This is a genomic window from Caproicibacter fermentans (genome assembly GCF_009746625.1).
Lineage (GTDB): Bacteria > Bacillota > Clostridia > Oscillospirales > Acutalibacteraceae > Caproicibacter > Caproicibacter fermentans.
In genome coordinates, this window is sequence record NZ_VWXL01000087.1 from 1 (window position 1) to 16789 (window position 16789).

The following is a 16789-nucleotide window of genomic DNA, read 5'->3' on the forward strand; positions in this document are numbered from 1 at the left end:
GCAAAAGTGGAAATAAATTCAGGAGTATAGCGTTGAAATTCGACGTAATCATTCAGTTTGGAACGCCTCTTGAATCCCTTTTCTCTGAATTCCTCTTCCTGCGCCATTTGTTCAGAGGTTCCTTAGATACTATCAGGACTCCACAGAAAAGAAACGTATTGCTCTTTCTGCGGCCCCGGATTGACGGCTAATCGTGCATGATCATATCCGTCCTTACGCACAGTATTTCCGATTTTTTTGGATTTTCCTTTTGCAACAAAGGTGTTATATTCATCGGTACACCATTCTCCGTTTCCGGTTTTATTACATCCGACGACATTCACATAAGAAAAATAGTAGTCGGATTTGTCGTTATAAATGTAAGATTTTGTACTGTCTTGTTTTGCTCTTCTCGGTGTAACAACATCCGATCCATCACCGGAATATCTTGTTGCGTAACGACTGTCTTTATAGTTGCCAGATGCAAAAGCACTCATTCCTGTAGATACTGCCATAGATCCAACAATCATCAAGCAAAGAATAGATTTTGCAACTGCGTGTTTTGCTAATTTTAGTTTTTCCATTTTTCATTTCTCCCTGTAAAATATTTCACGTTTTTTGCGGACAAGAGGTATTGCTTATTCTAAAGCCAATGGACTCACCGCTTTCTTCCATTTGTTATGAGTAGGCGCTTAAAGCGCTATTGCTTATAGGAGTCAATTAGCAGGAGACAGTTTTACTATAAAGCGTATCTGACTCCGAACCACTCGAGCCGCTCACAGAGTAATAAGTTGCGACGCGATAAGTTCCGCCGGAAACCCTATAGGTTTTAGATACTGATGCCGAATAGGAGCTCGAAGATGCGGACCAACTTGCGACTTCATTCCAAGAACCGCCGGAGTAACTTTCAAGAGTGGATTCCACATAAATTCTCTTTCCGGAAGTTGTCCTTTGCACATACCCGAAAATATGGGCTGTCCCATTAGAAATACTCAAGGTGCTGCTGGCCCTATTGATATAAACATAATCGACGTGTATGGGTGAAGATTCCTTAGTCGACCTGGGTGTACTGGCAGCCAGAGCAGGACATGCGGCATAAAAAACGATTAGAGCACTCGCTGTAAAGGAAATGATTTTTTTAGATAACATAAGAAAGCCTCCCTAATTTTGTCTTCTATACATAAAGACAAATTAGAGAGGCTTTTTGTGACAAAAATTATGGGGATTTTTTATTTTTTTTCAAGGGTATACTTTCAGCAATTTGGAAGACTGTTTTACGGTCTAATGTTGACGATACAGTGTACATGTAATGATCGTCGTACCAGATCAGATTCTGTATTCCTTTATTGGAATAATATTGTGCAGGCGCCCCATTTAGTTTAGTATTTTCTATTTTGACGCCTTCCGTATTGATACGGGTGGATACATTTTCAAGCGGTTCCTGATCATATGAAATAAAGTCTTTGCCTTTCTCATATTCGAGCATCATCATATCATTCTTTTCCTGATGAACCAATTGGAAACCGTCGGGGATATATGAGGGGATGTTAGCTTCAAAAATAAGGCTTTCTATGTGAGAGGACGATGAGGTTTGACTGAAAAAAATCTGTGTGTATTTTTGATAAACTTGGGACACAAATTTATAAATTGATTCCCGCACAGCGGACACACTCAATGCCATGGAGAAAGCCATAATAACTGCGGCGAGGATAGCAATCAACCGTTTTCTTCCGATATGCGACTTTATGTTGGCTTTCCCAGAGCTATATGTGCGTATGAGTTTATTCATGCGGCGCGTAAAGCGCTTGGAAAACTCATGATCAATTTCGCCGTCGGATGGCAAAGCGTCTACGAACAGACGATCAGCTGCTATAACGGCAACTTTTAGGGATTCTTCCGAATAGCTAATTGGCATTTCCACTTGTCTCCTCATTCAAAAATTGCTGGATTTTTTCTTTCGCGCGCTCCAATCGCTTTCGGACAGTCGGTTCCGAGATTCCTAACATCCTTGCAATTTCCTCATTTGGAAACTCCTGAACATATTTTAGCGTAAGGATATCTTTGTAGATTATTGGCAGACGTGCGACTGATCTTGTCAGCGCATCTGCTTCATCTATTGCAAAAGGCTGATCATCGGCAATTTCTAAATCCTCATCCAGTGAAACTGTTGGATGGCTTTTTCGTTGCCGATAAAGATTGATTGAGCAGTTTCTAACCATTATAACAATATAGCTCTTGGTTTTGTGACAATCCACATCCGAAATATTGTCTAAATTCTCAATTATTTTAACAAATGTTTGTTCCACTGCGTCTTCCGATAGATAGTCGTCCTTCAAAATCTGGTTGGCAATATAAAACATAAGCTTGCGATATTTCTCATATAACAGGGTGAATTTGTTTTTGTCCTCGTCTGTCTCAAGCATAGATAGGAAAAAGATCAGCATGTTGCGCATCTCCCGACAAATTCTCTTATAAGTCGTCACTTTTCGACTATACAATTATTATAAAGGAATCACACTGAAAAAACAATTTACAGAATTGCCATCGCATAGTTGATCTCAATCCTGTCCCGATCCAGCAGAGATACGAGCTAATTCTTTGTCGAAGTTCATACGATGCCATAAGGATACCTCTCTTGCAACAATAGCTATATTGACAGTTTTTATAAAAGACTACGAACATAGCAAAGGTCCGCCCCTGAAAAAGGGGCGGACCTATATCTTTTTTGCAGCCAGATTGTCATTGCACTAATAAAGAGTATATTATAGTAAAGAAGATATCATATTACTGGGTTGAATCTGTAAATTCTCTGATAATGCATTTAGTTAAGTAATGATAGCCAATACGATATCGTGCTGTCTCAGTCAAAAGAGCTTTCAAAGCGGACAACATAATGAAATTTTAATGGGGCTGTCATGCTGGGGTTGACGATTTCGATTTTATCCCTGTGGTTGTAATCGACACAGATCTCCACGCGGATTTCACGGTCCTCGCCCTGCTTCAGGTCATAATGCTGCGGCTGTTTGTTTTTGGGCGGAAGGTTCCACATATCCCCGTCCGGATTAAAGGCAAGGTGATTCAAACGAAGCCTGCCTTCCATCATAGTGATCTGATAGACACAGATTCCCGCCTGAACCGGAAGATGGCAGGAACTGGGCTTTAGACTGAGCTGGCCGCCCAGTGTGACAATATCATCCATATGATTGCATTTGATCGCTTTACGTGCCGCCTTTTCATACGCTCCGTTTTCCGGAACGATCATGACGATGCATTTCGCGTATTTTACCACATGCGTCGCGACGGAACCGATCATCTGGGACCAGCCGTTTTTCGTCGATTTGGTCATGACGATAATGTCGGTATTATTTTGATCCGCGCATTCCAGAATCTCATCGCCCGCACGTCCCACAACGACTTCCTTTTTCACCGAGTAACCCGCCAGCTGCGCTGCCACCGCATCCAGCGTGGATTTCAGCTCCGCCTTGGCTTTTTCCATCTCCGTTTCGGAGTACATGGTTCCGATATCTTCCCGGACCATCAGAAGGACGATGTTGACGCTTTCCGGGGTGTAGAGCGATTTTGCAAGATCGACGGCTTTCATGCTTCGCTCCGTCCCGTCGATTGGAATCAGGATATTTCTCATTCTCAATCAGCCTCCCTGTTTTGATTCACAGAATATTTTTTCATATAAGTCCTCGCCGAAGCTGGTTTTCAGGGGTTCGCCCTCCGCAAGCTGAAACGTACGCTGGCCGTCGTCCTGCCGTTCAGCCCGCAGAAAAATCATTTGACTTGTTTTATGCACAAAAAGGTCATGCGCGAATTCGTAGAGATGCGTTACAAAAAAGAGTTTCATTTGCCTTTCCAGCAAAGCCCGGACGATTTGGCGGGCGATTTCGGAACCTTCCCGCTCGTTCGTCGCGGCAAAAGATTCGTTGAAAAGAATCAGCGCATTCGGTGACAAATGGTCCACGATTTCACTCATTCGGCCAAGTTCCTCGTCCAACTTTCCGCTTTCCAAAGTGGAATCTTCTTCCCGCCGGTAATGTGTATAGAGACCGGTGCAGATACCTGCCTGAAATGATTCAGCGGGAACAAACATCCCACACTGCATCATCAGCTGGGCGAGACCGATGCTTCTGAGAAATGTGGATTTTCCTCCCTGATTGGCACCGGTGATCAGAATGAGACTTTTGTCATTGCAGTTCAGGTTGTTACCAATTATACTTTCTTTTTTTGTCAATGCAAGACAAACATCATATAAATTTTGAAAACAGTGATACCGCTCCCCGGTATCCGTCGGATCAGGGTACGCCAAGGGTTCTCCTATGTGCTGCAGCTGCTCCGACAGGTTGATACAGCCAATGTAAAACGCCAGCTCTGTGCGAAGCATTTCAAAAAAGCTTAAAACATGTTCGGTTGACTGCGACAGCGCGTTTGCGGCCAGATTGATGCCCTCGTCACGGATTTCGGAAAGAGCTCTCATGCCGCTTTCGTCACGGTCTGTGATATAGAACGAAAAAGCCGGTGCATTGGTCCCGAAGAGCCGTTCAAGCCATCTCTGTTTTGTCTGAGCGGATTTCCGCAGGACGTAATCGGTTCCTTTGTTTCCTTCGGTCAGTTCAGCACTGATTAATACCCCGCCATTGAATTTTAAATCTTTTAGATGCTGCCGAACCGTTTCGAAATAGTCGTCGCTGAGTTCTTCCCGGATCATCTCCCAAAACCGCTGAAAGCCGCCGGATACAAAAGCGCCGGAGTGGGTGTCTCCCACCGCCCGGATGGATTTCAAAATATCCATTAAAACGCTCATCACTTCGACGGATGAATCCAGAATCGCATTTGGAAAATGGACGAACGTTCCCCAGTAATGCCCTTTCGGCGCTTCCTGAGCCTGAACGGAAAGGGTGTACAGTTGCCTCACAACATCGGGATTCGCCATACAGTCTTTGAGAATCTCCTGCCGGTACAGGATCGATTCGCGGTCGTTCAGGCTGGTGAAAACAGCTTCCTTCGAAACCTGATATAAAAATTCGTCGTCCTGCGCCATAGTCTTTAAAAGAGTGCCCAGCTCCAGATCCTGAAAAAGGGCTTCCTGATTCCACGGCAGTTCCTTTTTCAGTTCAAAGTCACGATCCCGATACATTAAAAAGACTTTCATAATTGGATTCGCTCCTTGATACAGGAATCGGTGAGACGGTATTTCTCCGCGATGGAAAGCGCATAGGCCAGTCCGTCCGGCGCTTTCCGAATAATCCTGTAGGTTCGCTCCGTCGGATTGTCTGGAACGATCGTGCTAACCATGCTTACGGTCGTATCGTTCAGCGTTGCCATTTCATCGATAAACGTCACGAAAACACAGACGGACTCTAACCGACGGATTTGCTCCATCACCTTTTTCCCAAGAAGGATAGCGTCCTGCAGCGTCGTGGAGGAAAATATCTCATTCATAATGATAATGCTGTTGGCCGTGGCCTGATTCAAGACCGCGTGGATGCGGATCAGGTCGTCCTGCAATTTTCCGCTCAGGTTTTTCATTTCCTCTTCCCGTTCAAAGTGTGTGTAAATCCGGTCAAACAGGAGCAGCTTTGCGCTGCGTCCGGGTACCGGATACCCAAGGGCCGCGAGATAATGAATCTGCCCGAATGCGCGTGCAAACGTCGTTTTGCCTCCTTGATTTGGCCCGGAAATGATAAGTGCGCGTTCCTTGCCGTTCAGTTCGAAGTCATTGGCCACAACGGCAGAGCCTGATGAAAGCAGTTTTTTCGCAAGGAGAAGGTCGAACCCCTGTTCAACATGGATATCCCTGCACTCGGTCAAAACAGCCGGATAACAGAATTCCAACCCGCTCTGCTTGAGCGGAGCGATATACTCCAGATAGGAGACATAAAATTGAATTTCCCGGTCGAAATCGCGAATCTTCGGCTCCTGAAAATCGCTGTATTTGGTGCAGAAGTCATCGAGCCCGGTGAATATTTCCGGGTAAAGCTTCGCTACACATTCGATGATTCTTGACTCTACACTGTTCATTCCCTTTTCATGCTTATAGGTGATCCGATAATCTTTCACCGCGCCCTGCCGGAATTTTTCGAAGGTTGCCGCCACATCCTGACTGTAATCCGGTTCCGATTCGGACTTTTGGACCCTGACACAGTTCCCCCGGATCAGGATGCAGTACTGGATGGCGGACAAATCGGAATTCAGCCGCTCCGCCGTGTCCTGCAAGGTCTGAAAGCTTTCCGAGCGGATCACATCGTTCCCATACGTACAAAAATTCTTCAGGCCGTCGGAATGCAGCTCCGCCGCACTTAAACTGCCGGCCAATTGGGAGACGGCATTGCAGTAAATTCGAACCGCCTGTAAAAACCAGCCTTCCTTGCTGTAATGGTAATAGAGCTTTTCAGACAGCGCGACATGCTTGCGGACCTCTTTCATTTGATTGGCAAAAGTTTGAAGAATGGAAAAAACAGATTGCTTTTCGAGGTCCTTCAGGATGTCTTGCCGGTAAAGAATAGCATTTTCCTCGTTCAGCGCGGCATAAAAGAATGACTGCAGGTTATATTCCTCTTTGCCTGCGGTGACAGCCTTAACAATCTGATCCAGATTAAGGTCAGAAAAACAAGTGGGACAATCCGACCGCTCCCGGCAGCCTTCCGGTTGATCCAATAAAATGCTCTGAAAAGCCATGAAAGCACCTTCCTTTGCCCAATAAAAAACTCCCCTTTGGAAAATCACGGTTTCGCAAAAGAAAAGCCGACGGTCTCTACACTCCTGTAGAAGCCATCAGCCGTTGCCAGCGATTCGGATATTTCCAAAGGGGAGCTTCATCCCTTTAATGACAGTATAGCACTCCGGGTCGGCATTGGCAAGAACGGAAGTAGGTTCTCCTCGGCTTTCTTGCTTTAAAGCTACGATTCAAATAAAAATTGACAAAATGGCAGAACAGGATTAAACTGAAAGAAATTAAAACGGCGATGAAGTTCGCCTTTTATCCCAGCTCCGGGGTTAATGACTTCTATTATTTTACGATAATAGGAGTCTTTTTATTTTTAAAGGAGTGGATTCTATGAAACGGGAACGGAACAATGTCCGTACGCTCGGGTGGGTGGCTTTCTTCGGGGGATTCGGGCAGGACATGATACAGCCCATTCTGCCGGTCTTTTACTCGTCCGTGCTGGGCATGAACAAAGAGACCATCGGGCTGATTGAAGGAGGTCTTACAACCGTTGTAAGCGTCTTCAAAATTCTGTCTGGTTTTTTATCCGATAAGCTGAAAAAACGAAAAACAATTGTGTTCATCGGATATTTACTTTCGGCAGTCAGCCGGTTTCTGTTTGGATTCGTCTTTTCAGCATGGCAGGCTTTTACGCTCCGGTTTATTGACGGAATCGGAAAAGGCACCAAGGACGCGCCAAGGGACGCTCTGGTTGCACAGTCGGCGAAGGAAGGAAAAATGGGATTTTCCTTCGGTTACCAGCGTATGCTGGATACTTTCGGCTCTGTCGCTGGTCCTCTCGCCACTGCAGGAATTCTTTTGCTGCTTGCTCAAAATGCGATTCGGTACCGGATCATTTTCTATATCGGCGGGCTGATTTCCGCCGTAACGCTTTTGCTGATCGCATTTTTTGTTAAGGAGCAGCCGCAGGAAGGGTCTGCTCAGAAGGTTCCGTTCAGCCGGACGCTTCTGAAAGGTAAATTCCTTGGATTTTTGCTGATCATGTTGCTTTTTACCTTAGGAAATTCCAGTGACTCCTACTTAATCCTGCGTGCTCAGAACGTAGGTGTCAGCGTGATTGCCATCCCGGTTGTATACGCGCTGTTCAATCTGTTTTATGCACTGCTGTCCGCACCTGCGGGAGCGCTGTCGGATAAGATCGGACGGATTAAGGTCATGCAGGCCGGATGGCTGATTTACGCCGTCTCTTACCTTGGCTTCGCTTTTGCAAATCAAGCTTGGCAAATCTGGGTCATTTATGGGTTCTACGGCTTTTATTATGCTACGACAGAAGGTGTATCCAAAGCGCTGGTAGCCCGCGTCGTCCCAGACAACCAGCGCGGTACGGCATATGGATTTTTCAATGCTTCTCTGGGACTGATGGCCTTGCCCGCAAACCTGATCGCGGGTCTTCTTTGGGACCGGGTGGCACCGGCCGCGACCTTCTATTTCGGTGCGGGCTGCGCGCTTCTTGCTTTGGTACTCTTAAGCTTTTCTGGTTTGGAGAGAAACAGGTAGGCACTTACGGGCGAACACCGGGGGAATCACAGCAGCAGTCAAAGTCATCACATTTACTTCTTCTTTCCATAAGTACAACCTTTCTCCATATGCCGAAACGATCCCGCGCGATTTTATTGCGGAAGCCAACTTTTCGGAAACCACATTTTCGAAACAGGAGAATGCAGGAATAATTGTTTTGCATGATAGTCGCCTGCAAAGTCCATATTCCTTCCTTTTCTGACGATGCGATAGCCTGTGTTAGCAATAATGTGGCGATTCCGCGATGTTTTGCTCTTCTTTCAATGTAAACGCTGACTTCAGCCACACCGGAATAGGCAGTTTCCTCTGAAACAGGCGATAGCGCGATCCAGCCAAGAATGCTGTCATTTTCTTCATAAACATAACGGCATTTTTGCAGATGCGCCTCATTCCAGACTTGGTAGGGCGGGCATGCCGTACGAAAGGTCGCTAAATTTGTATCAATTCCCTGCTGATAGATTTTTTGGACTTTCATCCAGTCACTTTCAATAAATTTCCTGATACCATTCTCCATTTACTCACCAACCGTTATTACAAGATAGAAAGAACTCCCCTTGAAAATCAGCGCAAAAAAAGCCGATGACTTCACCATTCCTGTAGAAGCCATCAGCCGTTTCCAGCATTTCGAACATTTTCAAGGGGAGCTTCATCCCTAATGATCTGTAGTATAACACCTTAAGAAAAATTACGCAACAACGGAAACAAAATAGGTTTGTTCAAACCACCCATATTTTAGCAGATTTGTTGCAAATGTATGGAATAACTTTAAATTGTGAGAAACATTATGGGCTTTTAGATATTTACAGGCCACATAAAATTGTATAATATCAAACATAATAGATTGGTGATGAGGCTCACCACAATGCATTTATGCTGATGGCTTCTACTTTAAGGGTAAAGTAGAAGCCTATATTTTTTTGCTGCAAAGGTGGTTCTATTCAATGAAGTTAAGCAGAATACTTATTGTCGGTTTGGGCGGCTTTCTGGGTGCCGCACTTCGTTACATCATTTCAAGTGTCACCGCTAAATATTTCGGAGACTTTCCCATTGGGACGTTAATCGTCAATGTGGCAGGCGGATTCATTATGGGTTTAATTATGGAGGCCAGCAACAGCATATGGCCTATTTCCACAGACGTAAGACTATTTCTGACAACGGGAATTCTGGGTGGGTTAACAACTTTTTCCACCTTCAGTTATGAGACCGTCTCTTTTCTGTCGGAAGGGGAATATCTGGTGGGAGGTTTAAACGCCGGGCTGAATTTGTCTCTTGCCCTGTTTGCCTGCTGGCTGGGAAGACTGGTTGTTATAAAGGTGGTGTAGAGTCCTAATCAGCCTTAAAAAGTCCTCTATGAAAGCTTGAGGCTTCTTCCTAGAATTTGCCGTCGTATTTAAGTATAATATACCATCCTACTTTTCCCTGAATTAAACATCTCTTTGAAAATTTTTGCTCTCTTAAAATTGGTCCCGAAATATTGGCAGATAAAGCCATTCTTTTGGGATTTTTTTGCAAGAAAGCTAATAGCAGGCAGTCATCAAACAGCTATGCGACGTAATATGGTAAAGTATTCCGGATAATTAATTAGAGGAAAGCCATGAACTGCCACGATGACGGTAAATGAGTTTCCGCTTTCCTATAGCTGCCAGGAGGAGCTTTCCATAAATTGTCACAAGAGAACATCTGCCAATTCAAGTGTAATGATGTGGCGAAATGCATGGCTTACGTAGCGCAGCACAACCATGGGTTCCGTTTTACTAGTGAGGATTTTTAAGAGTAGAGATAGAATATTTTATATATCTCTGTACTATTGGAAGATATATTTGCCCATTCACATTGCTTGCAAAAAGGTCATGGGAAGCTTCGATAATATGAACGCCTTCTCCGAACAAAGAAATACAATAGTCCTGAAATTCTTTCGGCACGCATAGCCCGATTTCCATTATAGGCAAGCTGCCGCATGCCGTCACTGCCTTGTGGAATGCCGGAATTTCATAGGGCAGAATACTTCCACACAGCAGTCGGATATCCGCTTCCTTGAAAACGGTTGGAAGCGTGCGCAGTTCCCCACAATCGTAGAGGATAAAGTTGTGATCCCGGTCCAACTCATTGGTCATATAGCAGTCGATTCCGTCAATGGCGTAGTGTTCTCCGTCCTTTTCAGCATCGAATATTGTTATCAAAAGCTGCAAATGCCGGTGCGTGTTCATTTCCACATAACAGACTTGAGCGCCCCGCGCCGCAAGCCATTCCGCCATGTTAAAAGCCGTCACGGTCACACCGCTTCTGCGCTGTGCTCCCGCGACGGCTATTTTAATATTCTTTGCATTCCATTGGTATTGTTCGATTTGCTCCGATTCGGCGGGAGATTCCGGCTGTTCCGGTTCCGACGGAATAGGAGATACGATATATTTTTGCATTCCATCATCAGACAGGCATTCAGCCAGTTCTCCCGTTACCGCGTCCAGCGTGTCGACGGTAACAAGATTCACAACGCCGATGGCAGTTAAGCGTCCTGCCGATTCCTCTATGGCTTCACAGCCGGACAGAATTACGATGATTCGGGAAGAAAACATCATCTGAAAAGATTGAAGCACCACGATAAAATCATCCAATGATTCCTCCACACAGGAGAAATCCACGGCGAAATACTTTGCCGTGGCATAGTTGCGCATGTCCCGCGTTACAAAACTGCGCAGCGAAAATTTGCCTACCAGCTTTTTGACCGTCAGCTCTTTCTCTTTTGCCGCGGCGTCAATCAAGCCGCTTTTGTCATTTCCGGTCAAGTACAACAGCACAGCCCACGCCTCCCGTCAGATAATAATGACTTGTTTGTTTTCCCGCGTGTGTGGTAATCAGCAGGATGATTTCCAACGTTACCAGAAACACATAGAAGAAAAGCTCAATTATTTTTTTATTGCGTTCCATATTTTCAGCTACCTTTCCCGATTGCCCAAAGCGGGCCGCCTGCCGATGCGCCGCGTCTTGCCTCATTCAAAATGATGGATAAGTCCCACTCTCGCTTGCTTCGGCTGACGCTCGCGGGATCAGCCACCAGAATCTTTCCGCTTTTGGTCACGCCGCGCAGAACCATATAATGGCCGGATGTTGTAAAATGCCCCTTTGCCATCAGTGCTACCACCAGCTTTCCGCTCAACAAAGCATTCACCAGCTTCTGCGGTTCGTCCAGGCCGATGCTTTCACAGGAAAGCCCGAAGTGCTTTGCAGCACCGGGAATCAGCGTATGGTAAGAGCCATTGCCGGAACACCAATACCCGTTCTCGTAGGCCCACTCCGCCATCGTCGGCGGATCAACCGTCTGACCGGTCAGGCTCGACACGACAATCGACATTGACGTCGGGCCGCAGGCGCAGGAGCCGATGGTATCTGTGCCATAGGGCTTGTTTGCCCACCGGTTGTCAAGCTGATTAAAATAGACCACCTTTGTTTGCCCGTCGGCAAACGTGACGCCATCATAGCTTTTTCCGCTGCCTTCGGTATAGTCTTTTTCATGGATGCCAAGTGTCTGGTTGTAGCCGTAATCATTCTGAAAATCTTTCACTGCGCCAGCTTCGTTTCCGGTCAGATACCGCGACAGCAGAGAAAAAGGATTGGTCAGCAGGTACAGAATAAAGGCAATCAGTAAAATCAATCCGATTGCGGGCGCCAGAATCAGAATCAGCATCTGCCGCCGTGAATCCCGGTCCGCCGCCGTTTTTACCGCATACATTAAAAGTTTTGCCGTAACAGGGTCAAGCACGATTCACACCGCCTCCCAAAACAAAAGGCCGACGGTGCAATCCGTCAGCCAAATCGAAAACGTATATGTTACCGCCCGCCTGCTTTTCCCATGTAGGCGAATTTGTAGGCAGGAATTTCAAAATTGACGTGGAGCCGTTTTGAACCGATGACAAAGAGGGCGTGGCCCCTCTTTTTGCTTTCCAGAAGTTCCTGTTCCGCATCTGTGAGATTGTATAACTCTTTGGTTTCCGCAAGGTTTTTGCCATCCGTGCCCATCAACAGTTTCATACACGGAATATCAAGCAGGGCCTGCCCGTACATTTTAATTTCCGGAGCCAGAAAGTCCACCACCGAGTGGGAAATGATAATCAATCCGGCTTCATATTTTCGGGACCGTTTCTCCACATTACGCAGAAACACAAGGGACTGTGGAACGTGCGGGTCGATCATCAGATATGCTTCGTCGCAAACCAACAGGACGCGTTCCGTCCGGTCGCGGCTCATCTGCTCCCAGCACCAGGTCAACAGATTGAAATACTGCGTCCGCTTAATGTTGTCGCTCGTATTCTGTAACGAGTGGGTGTCAAGGCAGACGCAGCGAGAATGAGCCTCAATTGTGCTGTATCCATTCCAAAGAAACGAATCGCTGCCATGCGCGATATCGGCGAGCAATAGGGCAAGGTCACGGTAATCCGTATTGTCCGTGTGTTCCGCCGAGTTCTTTTCCATCAAAGCGTGCAGGTCGGCAAAGGCAGGGAATTCCGTGTTTTTCAGCTTTGTGATGTCTGTGTCCCAATCAATATGAAACTGATTGTAAAGCTCAATCAGCGCCTGCTTTAAGAGAGCCTTCTGCATATCCGTCAGGCTAGGCAGATACAGGCTGAAAAAGATCTCGAGGTTTTTAATGTGGAGCGCCATGTCGCCCATGCCGTTTCCTTCATCGGAATAGAGCCGGTCGGTTTCGTCTTCCTCATCGCGGGGAGCGGGCCGGATTTGAAGGGGATTGATTTTTCCGTTGCTCCCGCCGCCTGCGTTGATCCAGTCTCCCCCGAGGTTTTTACATAATTCTTTGTACTCGCTTTCCGGATCGATAATCAGCAGCTTCGTCCCTTTCATATACTCGGACAGCAGAATGTGCTTGACCGCCGTGGACTTCCCGACTCCCGCCACACCCATGACGACCATGTTGGAATTGGTTCGGTCATTGCCGCGTGCGCAGGTATCGACGATCACAAGGCCGCCATTGCTGTCCTTGGCAAAATAGTACCCGGAGCCGTCGTTGAAACCGGAGCTTGCGAAAGGAAATCCGCCTACAAAGGTGCTCATGGGAATGACCCTCGACGTGATATTGTCGATGACAGGGTTTGACGGATAGGTTGGGGAAATGGTCTCAAAGCCCTCTTTTTGCAGGTTGGCAAGCGTGCGGATTTTGCATTTCTGAACATTCAGCGCGCTCTCCACACGGCGGCATACTTTAGTAAAGCTGATTTCGTCATGGGCAATTGGCATGACGGAAAGATTCATCATGGCGACCGTTTCACCCTCCTGGTCGATCTGAAGCATGATCTTTTCGCCGTCCTCGGCAGCCTTCTCCGCTCTCTGGCGGGTCAAGGGGTCTTTCGCGCCGTCGGCTGCGCCGCGGTTTTGAATGATACTTTTACTGATTGCGGAAATCAAAGCGCCATTGTCAATCGGCTTGATCCCAATGGATACGATGGTGCTTGGAATGTTGGTGATTTTGGACAGCCAGCCCACATCCACCTTTTGAGGATACCGGATTATGCCGTACACCTTGCCGGAATTCTCCCCAACGACAAGACTGTTTTGTTTAATTTCCAGCCCCATCGGGGCAATGACATTCAGCAGGGCTTCGTTCACGGGAATGAAGCTCTCACTTTTCTTTATTCCGATCATCCTGACACCTCCGGCGATTCTTTTTTGTACGGAAATTCCGGTTTTGAGAGACCTATCATTTTTCACCCGCGTTTTCCAAAACCGGAATGGCGGCGTCAAAATCGGCGTTTTCCAGATGCACATAAGACGGGTTGTTGACCAGATTGCACAGACGCACGATGCCCTGCTGTTCCAGAATTTCTGCCTGAATCCCCACGTCACCGAAGTAGCCGGACAGGTATTTCAACCGTTGGAGCAATTCGTGTTCTGCGTTTTCTCCGGCCTTATCCCATAAGATAAGATAGAATTGACGTTCCACTACCTCGCCGGATAGAGCATAGCCTCCCATTTCCAGAATTTCCTGTTTGAGAAGCTCTTTTTGCTTCATTTCGCCGCTTTCCGTCAGTTCCGCAGACAGCTCGGACAGAAGCGGCGAAATATCCACAGGGCGGGATACGGCGATGAGTTTAAACGGATACTGCACGCTGGACAAATTGGCCGTAAGCTGCCGGATGATCTGCTTTTTCTCACTTTTGCTGAACAGGTCGATGCTGATCGGAAGGATTTTGAGATAGCAGAGTGCGAGACCGTCGCGGGTATATAGAAACTTTCCACGGATATCCTTGACATTGATAAACTCATTCGCGGTGATCTGTGCCGTGTTATCCGCGGCCTGTTTTGCAACTGCTTTTTTCTTTTCTGACAGCTTGGTATATAAAAAAACGCCGCCGCCCATCAGCAGGCAAACGGCGATCATGATAATCGGAAAGACCATTTGATCCCTTCTTTCTCTTAAATACGGAAAAGGGCCGTGCCATTTCCGGCGCGGCCCAGCATTACTTTTTCTATCGCTCCAAATCGTCCTCGTCTCCGGACATGCGGTTCATGAAATCATCCGGATTGTCACAGGCCGTTACCTCAAAATAAAGGGCATCCTGTACTTGCTCATCCGTATAGTGTTCCGGTTCCTGAAATTGCTTGGAATACTGCGTAATCTGTTCATCTGAGAGAGAAACGGTGTTTCCGTCATCATCCATCCCGCAGAGGAAAAAGGTTCCGGCGATGATATCGTCTCCGACGCGCCGGTTTCCCTGCAAACCGAGAAGCTTCCCTTCCTCGTTACAGACAAGGCAGGTCTTATCGTCCAGATCCACAATTTCAATCATGCCGCCGACCGCCGTCTGCAAACCATCCAGATTGTTGGAAATTACGGCGGTTCGGGGTGCTTTTTCCGCTTCCACCAGAAGCACCCGGAATTCCCGGCTGCTGACGCTGGATAATTCAGAAGCATGTTCTCCCATGTCGGTGGTTTTCTGTTCTTTTTCCATCTCGCGTCCTCCTTCTTAATCCGTTATGCCGATATGCCAGTCGGCATATAACGACCCGGAAATCTGTACGGAGCTGCTGGTGTTGGCACTGAGCATTCCTGCGGGCGTCCAAACATCCATGATATAGGTGTTGACCGTGTAAGCACCGTCAGGAAACCAGATTGGAACAAAATGCGACCTGCGGTTATAGGTGGAATATTTGTTATTCCGGAATTGAAATCGGGCGTTTCTTCCGCTTGCCGAAAGCTCCAAAAGCCGCCAATAGGTCTGATATTTGAATTCAGGAAAATAGGAAACGGCTGTTTGCGCCGTGGTATAGTTGGAAACCGGCGCGGAAGTGGAAACCGATGCCGAAGCCGTAATTTTCACCCCATATCCGGATTTCATCCGGTTTCCGGAAGCGGTTGGAACCTTATCGTCCGGAAGTAGACTCATGTTTGCGGACAGGGAAGCGGAATAGTTGTTTCGGGCAAAGTCGTACCAGCCTTCGTCTTTCCATTTTCCTTTATCCACCCAATGACCTTTCTTGCTGCCGACCCACTTCCAATTTTCAATCCAGACCCAGTTGGCATGCCATTTCGCCCACCAGACGCTCCAGGACGCGGATGTTTTTACCGCTCTCGACGGGATGCTGACTGCCGACCAGCTTCCTCTTGTATCGGTAGCCTTGGGATCGGGCGGATCTTTTCCCGATAGGTCAACGATTTTCGCCTGAATGCTGTTCTGACTCAGTGATCCTTTGGTGGTGTTGACGGTGACAGTCAGCGTCTGCGGTGTGGAAGGCGTTCGCCATTTGACCCACACCAACTGGCTTTCCCCTTCGGGAATGACGATATTATTCACTCTGTACGTGCTGCGATTGATTTTGAAAGTGACCGAAGCCGTGCCCTTTGGGTTTATTTCATTCGATGCAGAAAGTGAAACGGGTGTGATGACATCCGTGTTCACACGGTATTCGTAGCCGGAACCACTTTGATCGGAAGGGGGCGGCGGAGCATTGGTAAACCTTACAACGCCGAGACCGAGGGAAGAAATGATGGTATCATTGGAACACCGTTTGGTCGTGGAACCCTTATAGGCTGGAAAACCTAAGTCTGCGTATTCGAGAAACATCGAAAGCGGCAGGTTCTGATGCGAAAGCGATACCATTTTGGCCCGAAGCTTTCCGCCAACTTGGTTGTCATATTTTGCCGCTTCCGTAGCAGTCATGGCCCACTTTTGACCGTTAAACGTAAAAAACGCGATCGGCTCTAACAGCAGCTTGTATTTTCCATTGATTAAATTTGTGTACGAAATTCCCGTACTTTCAGCAATCCCTTTTACAACGTATTCCGAACAAAAATATGCCTTTATGCTCGCACTGTTTGCCAAACTGCCACCGTTATCTATAATACGAGGCATTGCGATAGGCGGTTTTTTACAAGAATAATTTCCGGTTTTGACAGATAACCGTTGGCCATTGCGATATTGAATTTGACCTGCCCCCAAAAGCCGTCCAGATAGAAAGTTAGTAATCACCTGAGATTTTCATGGCGTATTCTGCCGGCGTCAAATTATCCAGAGAACTGTGTGGGCGAAGGTGGTTATATTCATTTCGCCA

Annotated in this window: 17 protein-coding genes and 4 riboswitches; of the genes, 2 read left to right on the forward strand and 15 right to left on the reverse strand. The window is 47.0% G+C overall.

Translation table 11 applies throughout. From position 1 onward, the window contains the following. Positions 1 to 122: 122 nt before the first annotated feature. The 6 genes from CAFE_RS15355 to CAFE_RS15380 form a co-directional block, all read right to left on the reverse strand. On the reverse strand, positions 123 to 563 hold the full coding sequence (locus CAFE_RS15355) for a DUF2712 domain-containing protein (RefSeq protein WP_139104124.1): 441 nt from the start codon (positions 561 to 563) through the stop codon (positions 123 to 125). Positions 564 to 1195: 632 nt separating this feature from the next. Further along, the gene (locus CAFE_RS15360; protein WP_156991105.1) at positions 1196 to 1894 is read right to left on the reverse strand and encodes a DUF4367 domain-containing protein; all 699 of its coding nucleotides are present in this window, start codon (positions 1892 to 1894) and stop codon (positions 1196 to 1198) included. Further along, positions 1884 to 2423 carry an RNA polymerase sigma factor gene (locus tag CAFE_RS15365; protein WP_066647528.1) on the reverse strand — a complete coding sequence of 180 codons (540 nt, stop codon included), beginning with the start codon at positions 2421 to 2423 and terminating at the stop codon, positions 1884 to 1886. The genes CAFE_RS15360 and CAFE_RS15365 overlap by 11 nt, the downstream gene beginning before the upstream one ends. A gap of 416 nt (positions 2424 to 2839) precedes the next feature. Then, positions 2840 to 3622, reverse strand: a complete 783-nt coding sequence (locus CAFE_RS15370) for a universal stress protein (protein WP_156991106.1) — start codon at positions 3620 to 3622, stop codon at positions 2840 to 2842. Positions 3623 to 3628: 6 nt separating this feature from the next. Continuing rightward, entirely contained in the window at positions 3629 to 5137 is a 1509-nt protein-coding gene (locus tag CAFE_RS15375; protein WP_156991107.1) for a MutS-related protein, read from the reverse strand. Then, the gene (locus tag CAFE_RS15380; protein ID WP_066647536.1) at positions 5134 to 6663 is read right to left on the reverse strand and encodes a MutS-related protein; all 1530 of its coding nucleotides are present in this window, start codon (positions 6661 to 6663) and stop codon (positions 5134 to 5136) included. The genes CAFE_RS15375 and CAFE_RS15380 overlap by 4 nt, the downstream gene beginning before the upstream one ends. An 80-nt stretch (positions 6664 to 6743) precedes the next feature. Next, a riboswitch (Fluoride riboswitch) is annotated at positions 6744 to 6817 on the reverse strand. A 120-nt stretch (positions 6818 to 6937) separates the two neighbouring features. After that, a riboswitch (Fluoride riboswitch) is annotated at positions 6938 to 7001 on the forward strand. Positions 7002 to 7042: 41 nt separating this feature from the next. Here CAFE_RS15380 and CAFE_RS15385 point away from each other — a divergent pair. Beyond that, positions 7043 to 8209 (forward strand): MFS transporter, encoded by a 1167-nt coding sequence (locus CAFE_RS15385; protein WP_156991108.1) that lies wholly within the window; start codon positions 7043 to 7045, stop codon positions 8207 to 8209. 4 nt (positions 8210 to 8213) lie between these two features. Here the strand turns inward: CAFE_RS15385 and CAFE_RS15390 are convergent, their stop codons facing one another. Continuing rightward, a complete protein-coding gene (locus CAFE_RS15390) occupies positions 8214 to 8744 on the reverse strand; it encodes a GNAT family N-acetyltransferase (RefSeq protein WP_066647538.1) in 531 nt (176 codons plus the stop codon). A 76-nt stretch (positions 8745 to 8820) separates the two neighbouring features. Then, positions 8821 to 8893, reverse strand: a riboswitch (Fluoride riboswitch). Positions 8894 to 9064: 171 nt separating this feature from the next. Then, a riboswitch (Fluoride riboswitch) is annotated at positions 9065 to 9123 on the forward strand. 48 nt (positions 9124 to 9171) lie between these two features. Between CAFE_RS15390 and crcB the strand changes: the two genes are divergently transcribed. Then, positions 9172 to 9552 (forward strand): fluoride efflux transporter CrcB, encoded by a 381-nt coding sequence (crcB, locus tag CAFE_RS15395; RefSeq protein WP_066647545.1) that lies wholly within the window; start codon positions 9172 to 9174, stop codon positions 9550 to 9552. A 432-nt stretch (positions 9553 to 9984) separates the two neighbouring features. Here the strand turns inward: crcB and CAFE_RS15400 are convergent, their stop codons facing one another. The 8 genes from CAFE_RS15400 to CAFE_RS20705 all read right to left on the reverse strand — a co-directional run. Then, the gene (locus CAFE_RS15400; RefSeq protein WP_330594045.1) at positions 9985 to 11025 is read right to left on the reverse strand and encodes a hypothetical protein; all 1041 of its coding nucleotides are present in this window, start codon (positions 11023 to 11025) and stop codon (positions 9985 to 9987) included. Continuing rightward, positions 11000 to 11155: a hypothetical protein gene (locus tag CAFE_RS15405; RefSeq protein ID WP_156991109.1), complete on the reverse strand. Its 156-nt coding sequence runs from the start codon at positions 11153 to 11155 to the stop codon at positions 11000 to 11002. The genes CAFE_RS15400 and CAFE_RS15405 overlap by 26 nt, the downstream gene beginning before the upstream one ends. Before the next feature lie 4 nt (positions 11156 to 11159). Next, the gene (locus tag CAFE_RS15410) at positions 11160 to 11987 is read right to left on the reverse strand and encodes a C39 family peptidase (RefSeq protein WP_330594046.1); all 828 of its coding nucleotides are present in this window, start codon (positions 11985 to 11987) and stop codon (positions 11160 to 11162) included. Between the two features lie 68 nt (positions 11988 to 12055). Next, positions 12056 to 13882 (reverse strand): VirB4 family type IV secretion system protein, encoded by a 1827-nt coding sequence (locus CAFE_RS15415; RefSeq protein ID WP_156991110.1) that lies wholly within the window; start codon positions 13880 to 13882, stop codon positions 12056 to 12058. A gap of 55 nt (positions 13883 to 13937) precedes the next feature. Further along, a complete protein-coding gene (locus CAFE_RS15420) occupies positions 13938 to 14636 on the reverse strand; it encodes a hypothetical protein (protein WP_156991111.1) in 699 nt (232 codons plus the stop codon). Between the two features lie 70 nt (positions 14637 to 14706). Next, positions 14707 to 15189, reverse strand: coding sequence for a DUF3846 domain-containing protein (locus tag CAFE_RS15425; protein WP_233452836.1), 483 nt, complete (start codon positions 15187 to 15189; stop codon positions 14707 to 14709). A 15-nt stretch (positions 15190 to 15204) separates the two neighbouring features. Next, complete coding sequence (locus tag CAFE_RS15430; RefSeq protein ID WP_156991112.1) at positions 15205 to 16560, reverse strand: hypothetical protein; 1356 nt, start codon at positions 16558 to 16560, stop codon at positions 15205 to 15207. 136 nt (positions 16561 to 16696) lie between these two features. Continuing rightward, a partial coding sequence (locus tag CAFE_RS20705; RefSeq protein ID WP_139104008.1) for an integrase core domain-containing protein occupies positions 16697 to 16789 on the reverse strand: 93 nt, incomplete at its 5' end.

Coding starts and splice junctions, on each gene's coding strand:
- CAFE_RS15390 (WP_066647538.1), bottom strand. CDS start 8,744: ATGGAGAATGGTATCAGGAAATTTATTGAAAGTGACTGGATGAAAGTC.
- CAFE_RS15380 (WP_066647536.1), bottom strand. CDS start 6,663: ATGGCTTTTCAGAGCATTTTATTGGATCAACCGGAAGGCTGCCGGGAG.
- CAFE_RS15425 (WP_233452836.1), bottom strand. CDS start 15,189: ATGGAAAAAGAACAGAAAACCACCGACATGGGAGAACATGCTTCTGAA.
- CAFE_RS15365 (WP_066647528.1), bottom strand. CDS start 2,423: ATGCTGATCTTTTTCCTATCTATGCTTGAGACAGACGAGGACAAAAAC.
- CAFE_RS15420 (WP_156991111.1), bottom strand. CDS start 14,636: ATGGTCTTTCCGATTATCATGATCGCCGTTTGCCTGCTGATGGGCGGC.
- CAFE_RS15360 (WP_156991105.1), bottom strand. CDS start 1,894: ATGCCAATTAGCTATTCGGAAGAATCCCTAAAAGTTGCCGTTATAGCA.
- crcB (WP_066647545.1), top strand. CDS start 9,172: ATGAAGTTAAGCAGAATACTTATTGTCGGTTTGGGCGGCTTTCTGGGT.
- CAFE_RS15370 (WP_156991106.1), bottom strand. CDS start 3,622: ATGAGAAATATCCTGATTCCAATCGACGGGACGGAGCGAAGCATGAAA.
- CAFE_RS15375 (WP_156991107.1), bottom strand. CDS start 5,137: ATGAAAGTCTTTTTAATGTATCGGGATCGTGACTTTGAACTGAAAAAG.
- CAFE_RS15415 (WP_156991110.1), bottom strand. CDS start 13,882: ATGATCGGAATAAAGAAAAGTGAGAGCTTCATTCCCGTGAACGAAGCC.
- CAFE_RS15405 (WP_156991109.1), bottom strand. CDS start 11,155: ATGGAACGCAATAAAAAAATAATTGAGCTTTTCTTCTATGTGTTTCTG.
- CAFE_RS15355 (WP_139104124.1), bottom strand. CDS start 563: ATGGAAAAACTAAAATTAGCAAAACACGCAGTTGCAAAATCTATTCTT.
- CAFE_RS15385 (WP_156991108.1), top strand. CDS start 7,043: ATGAAACGGGAACGGAACAATGTCCGTACGCTCGGGTGGGTGGCTTTC.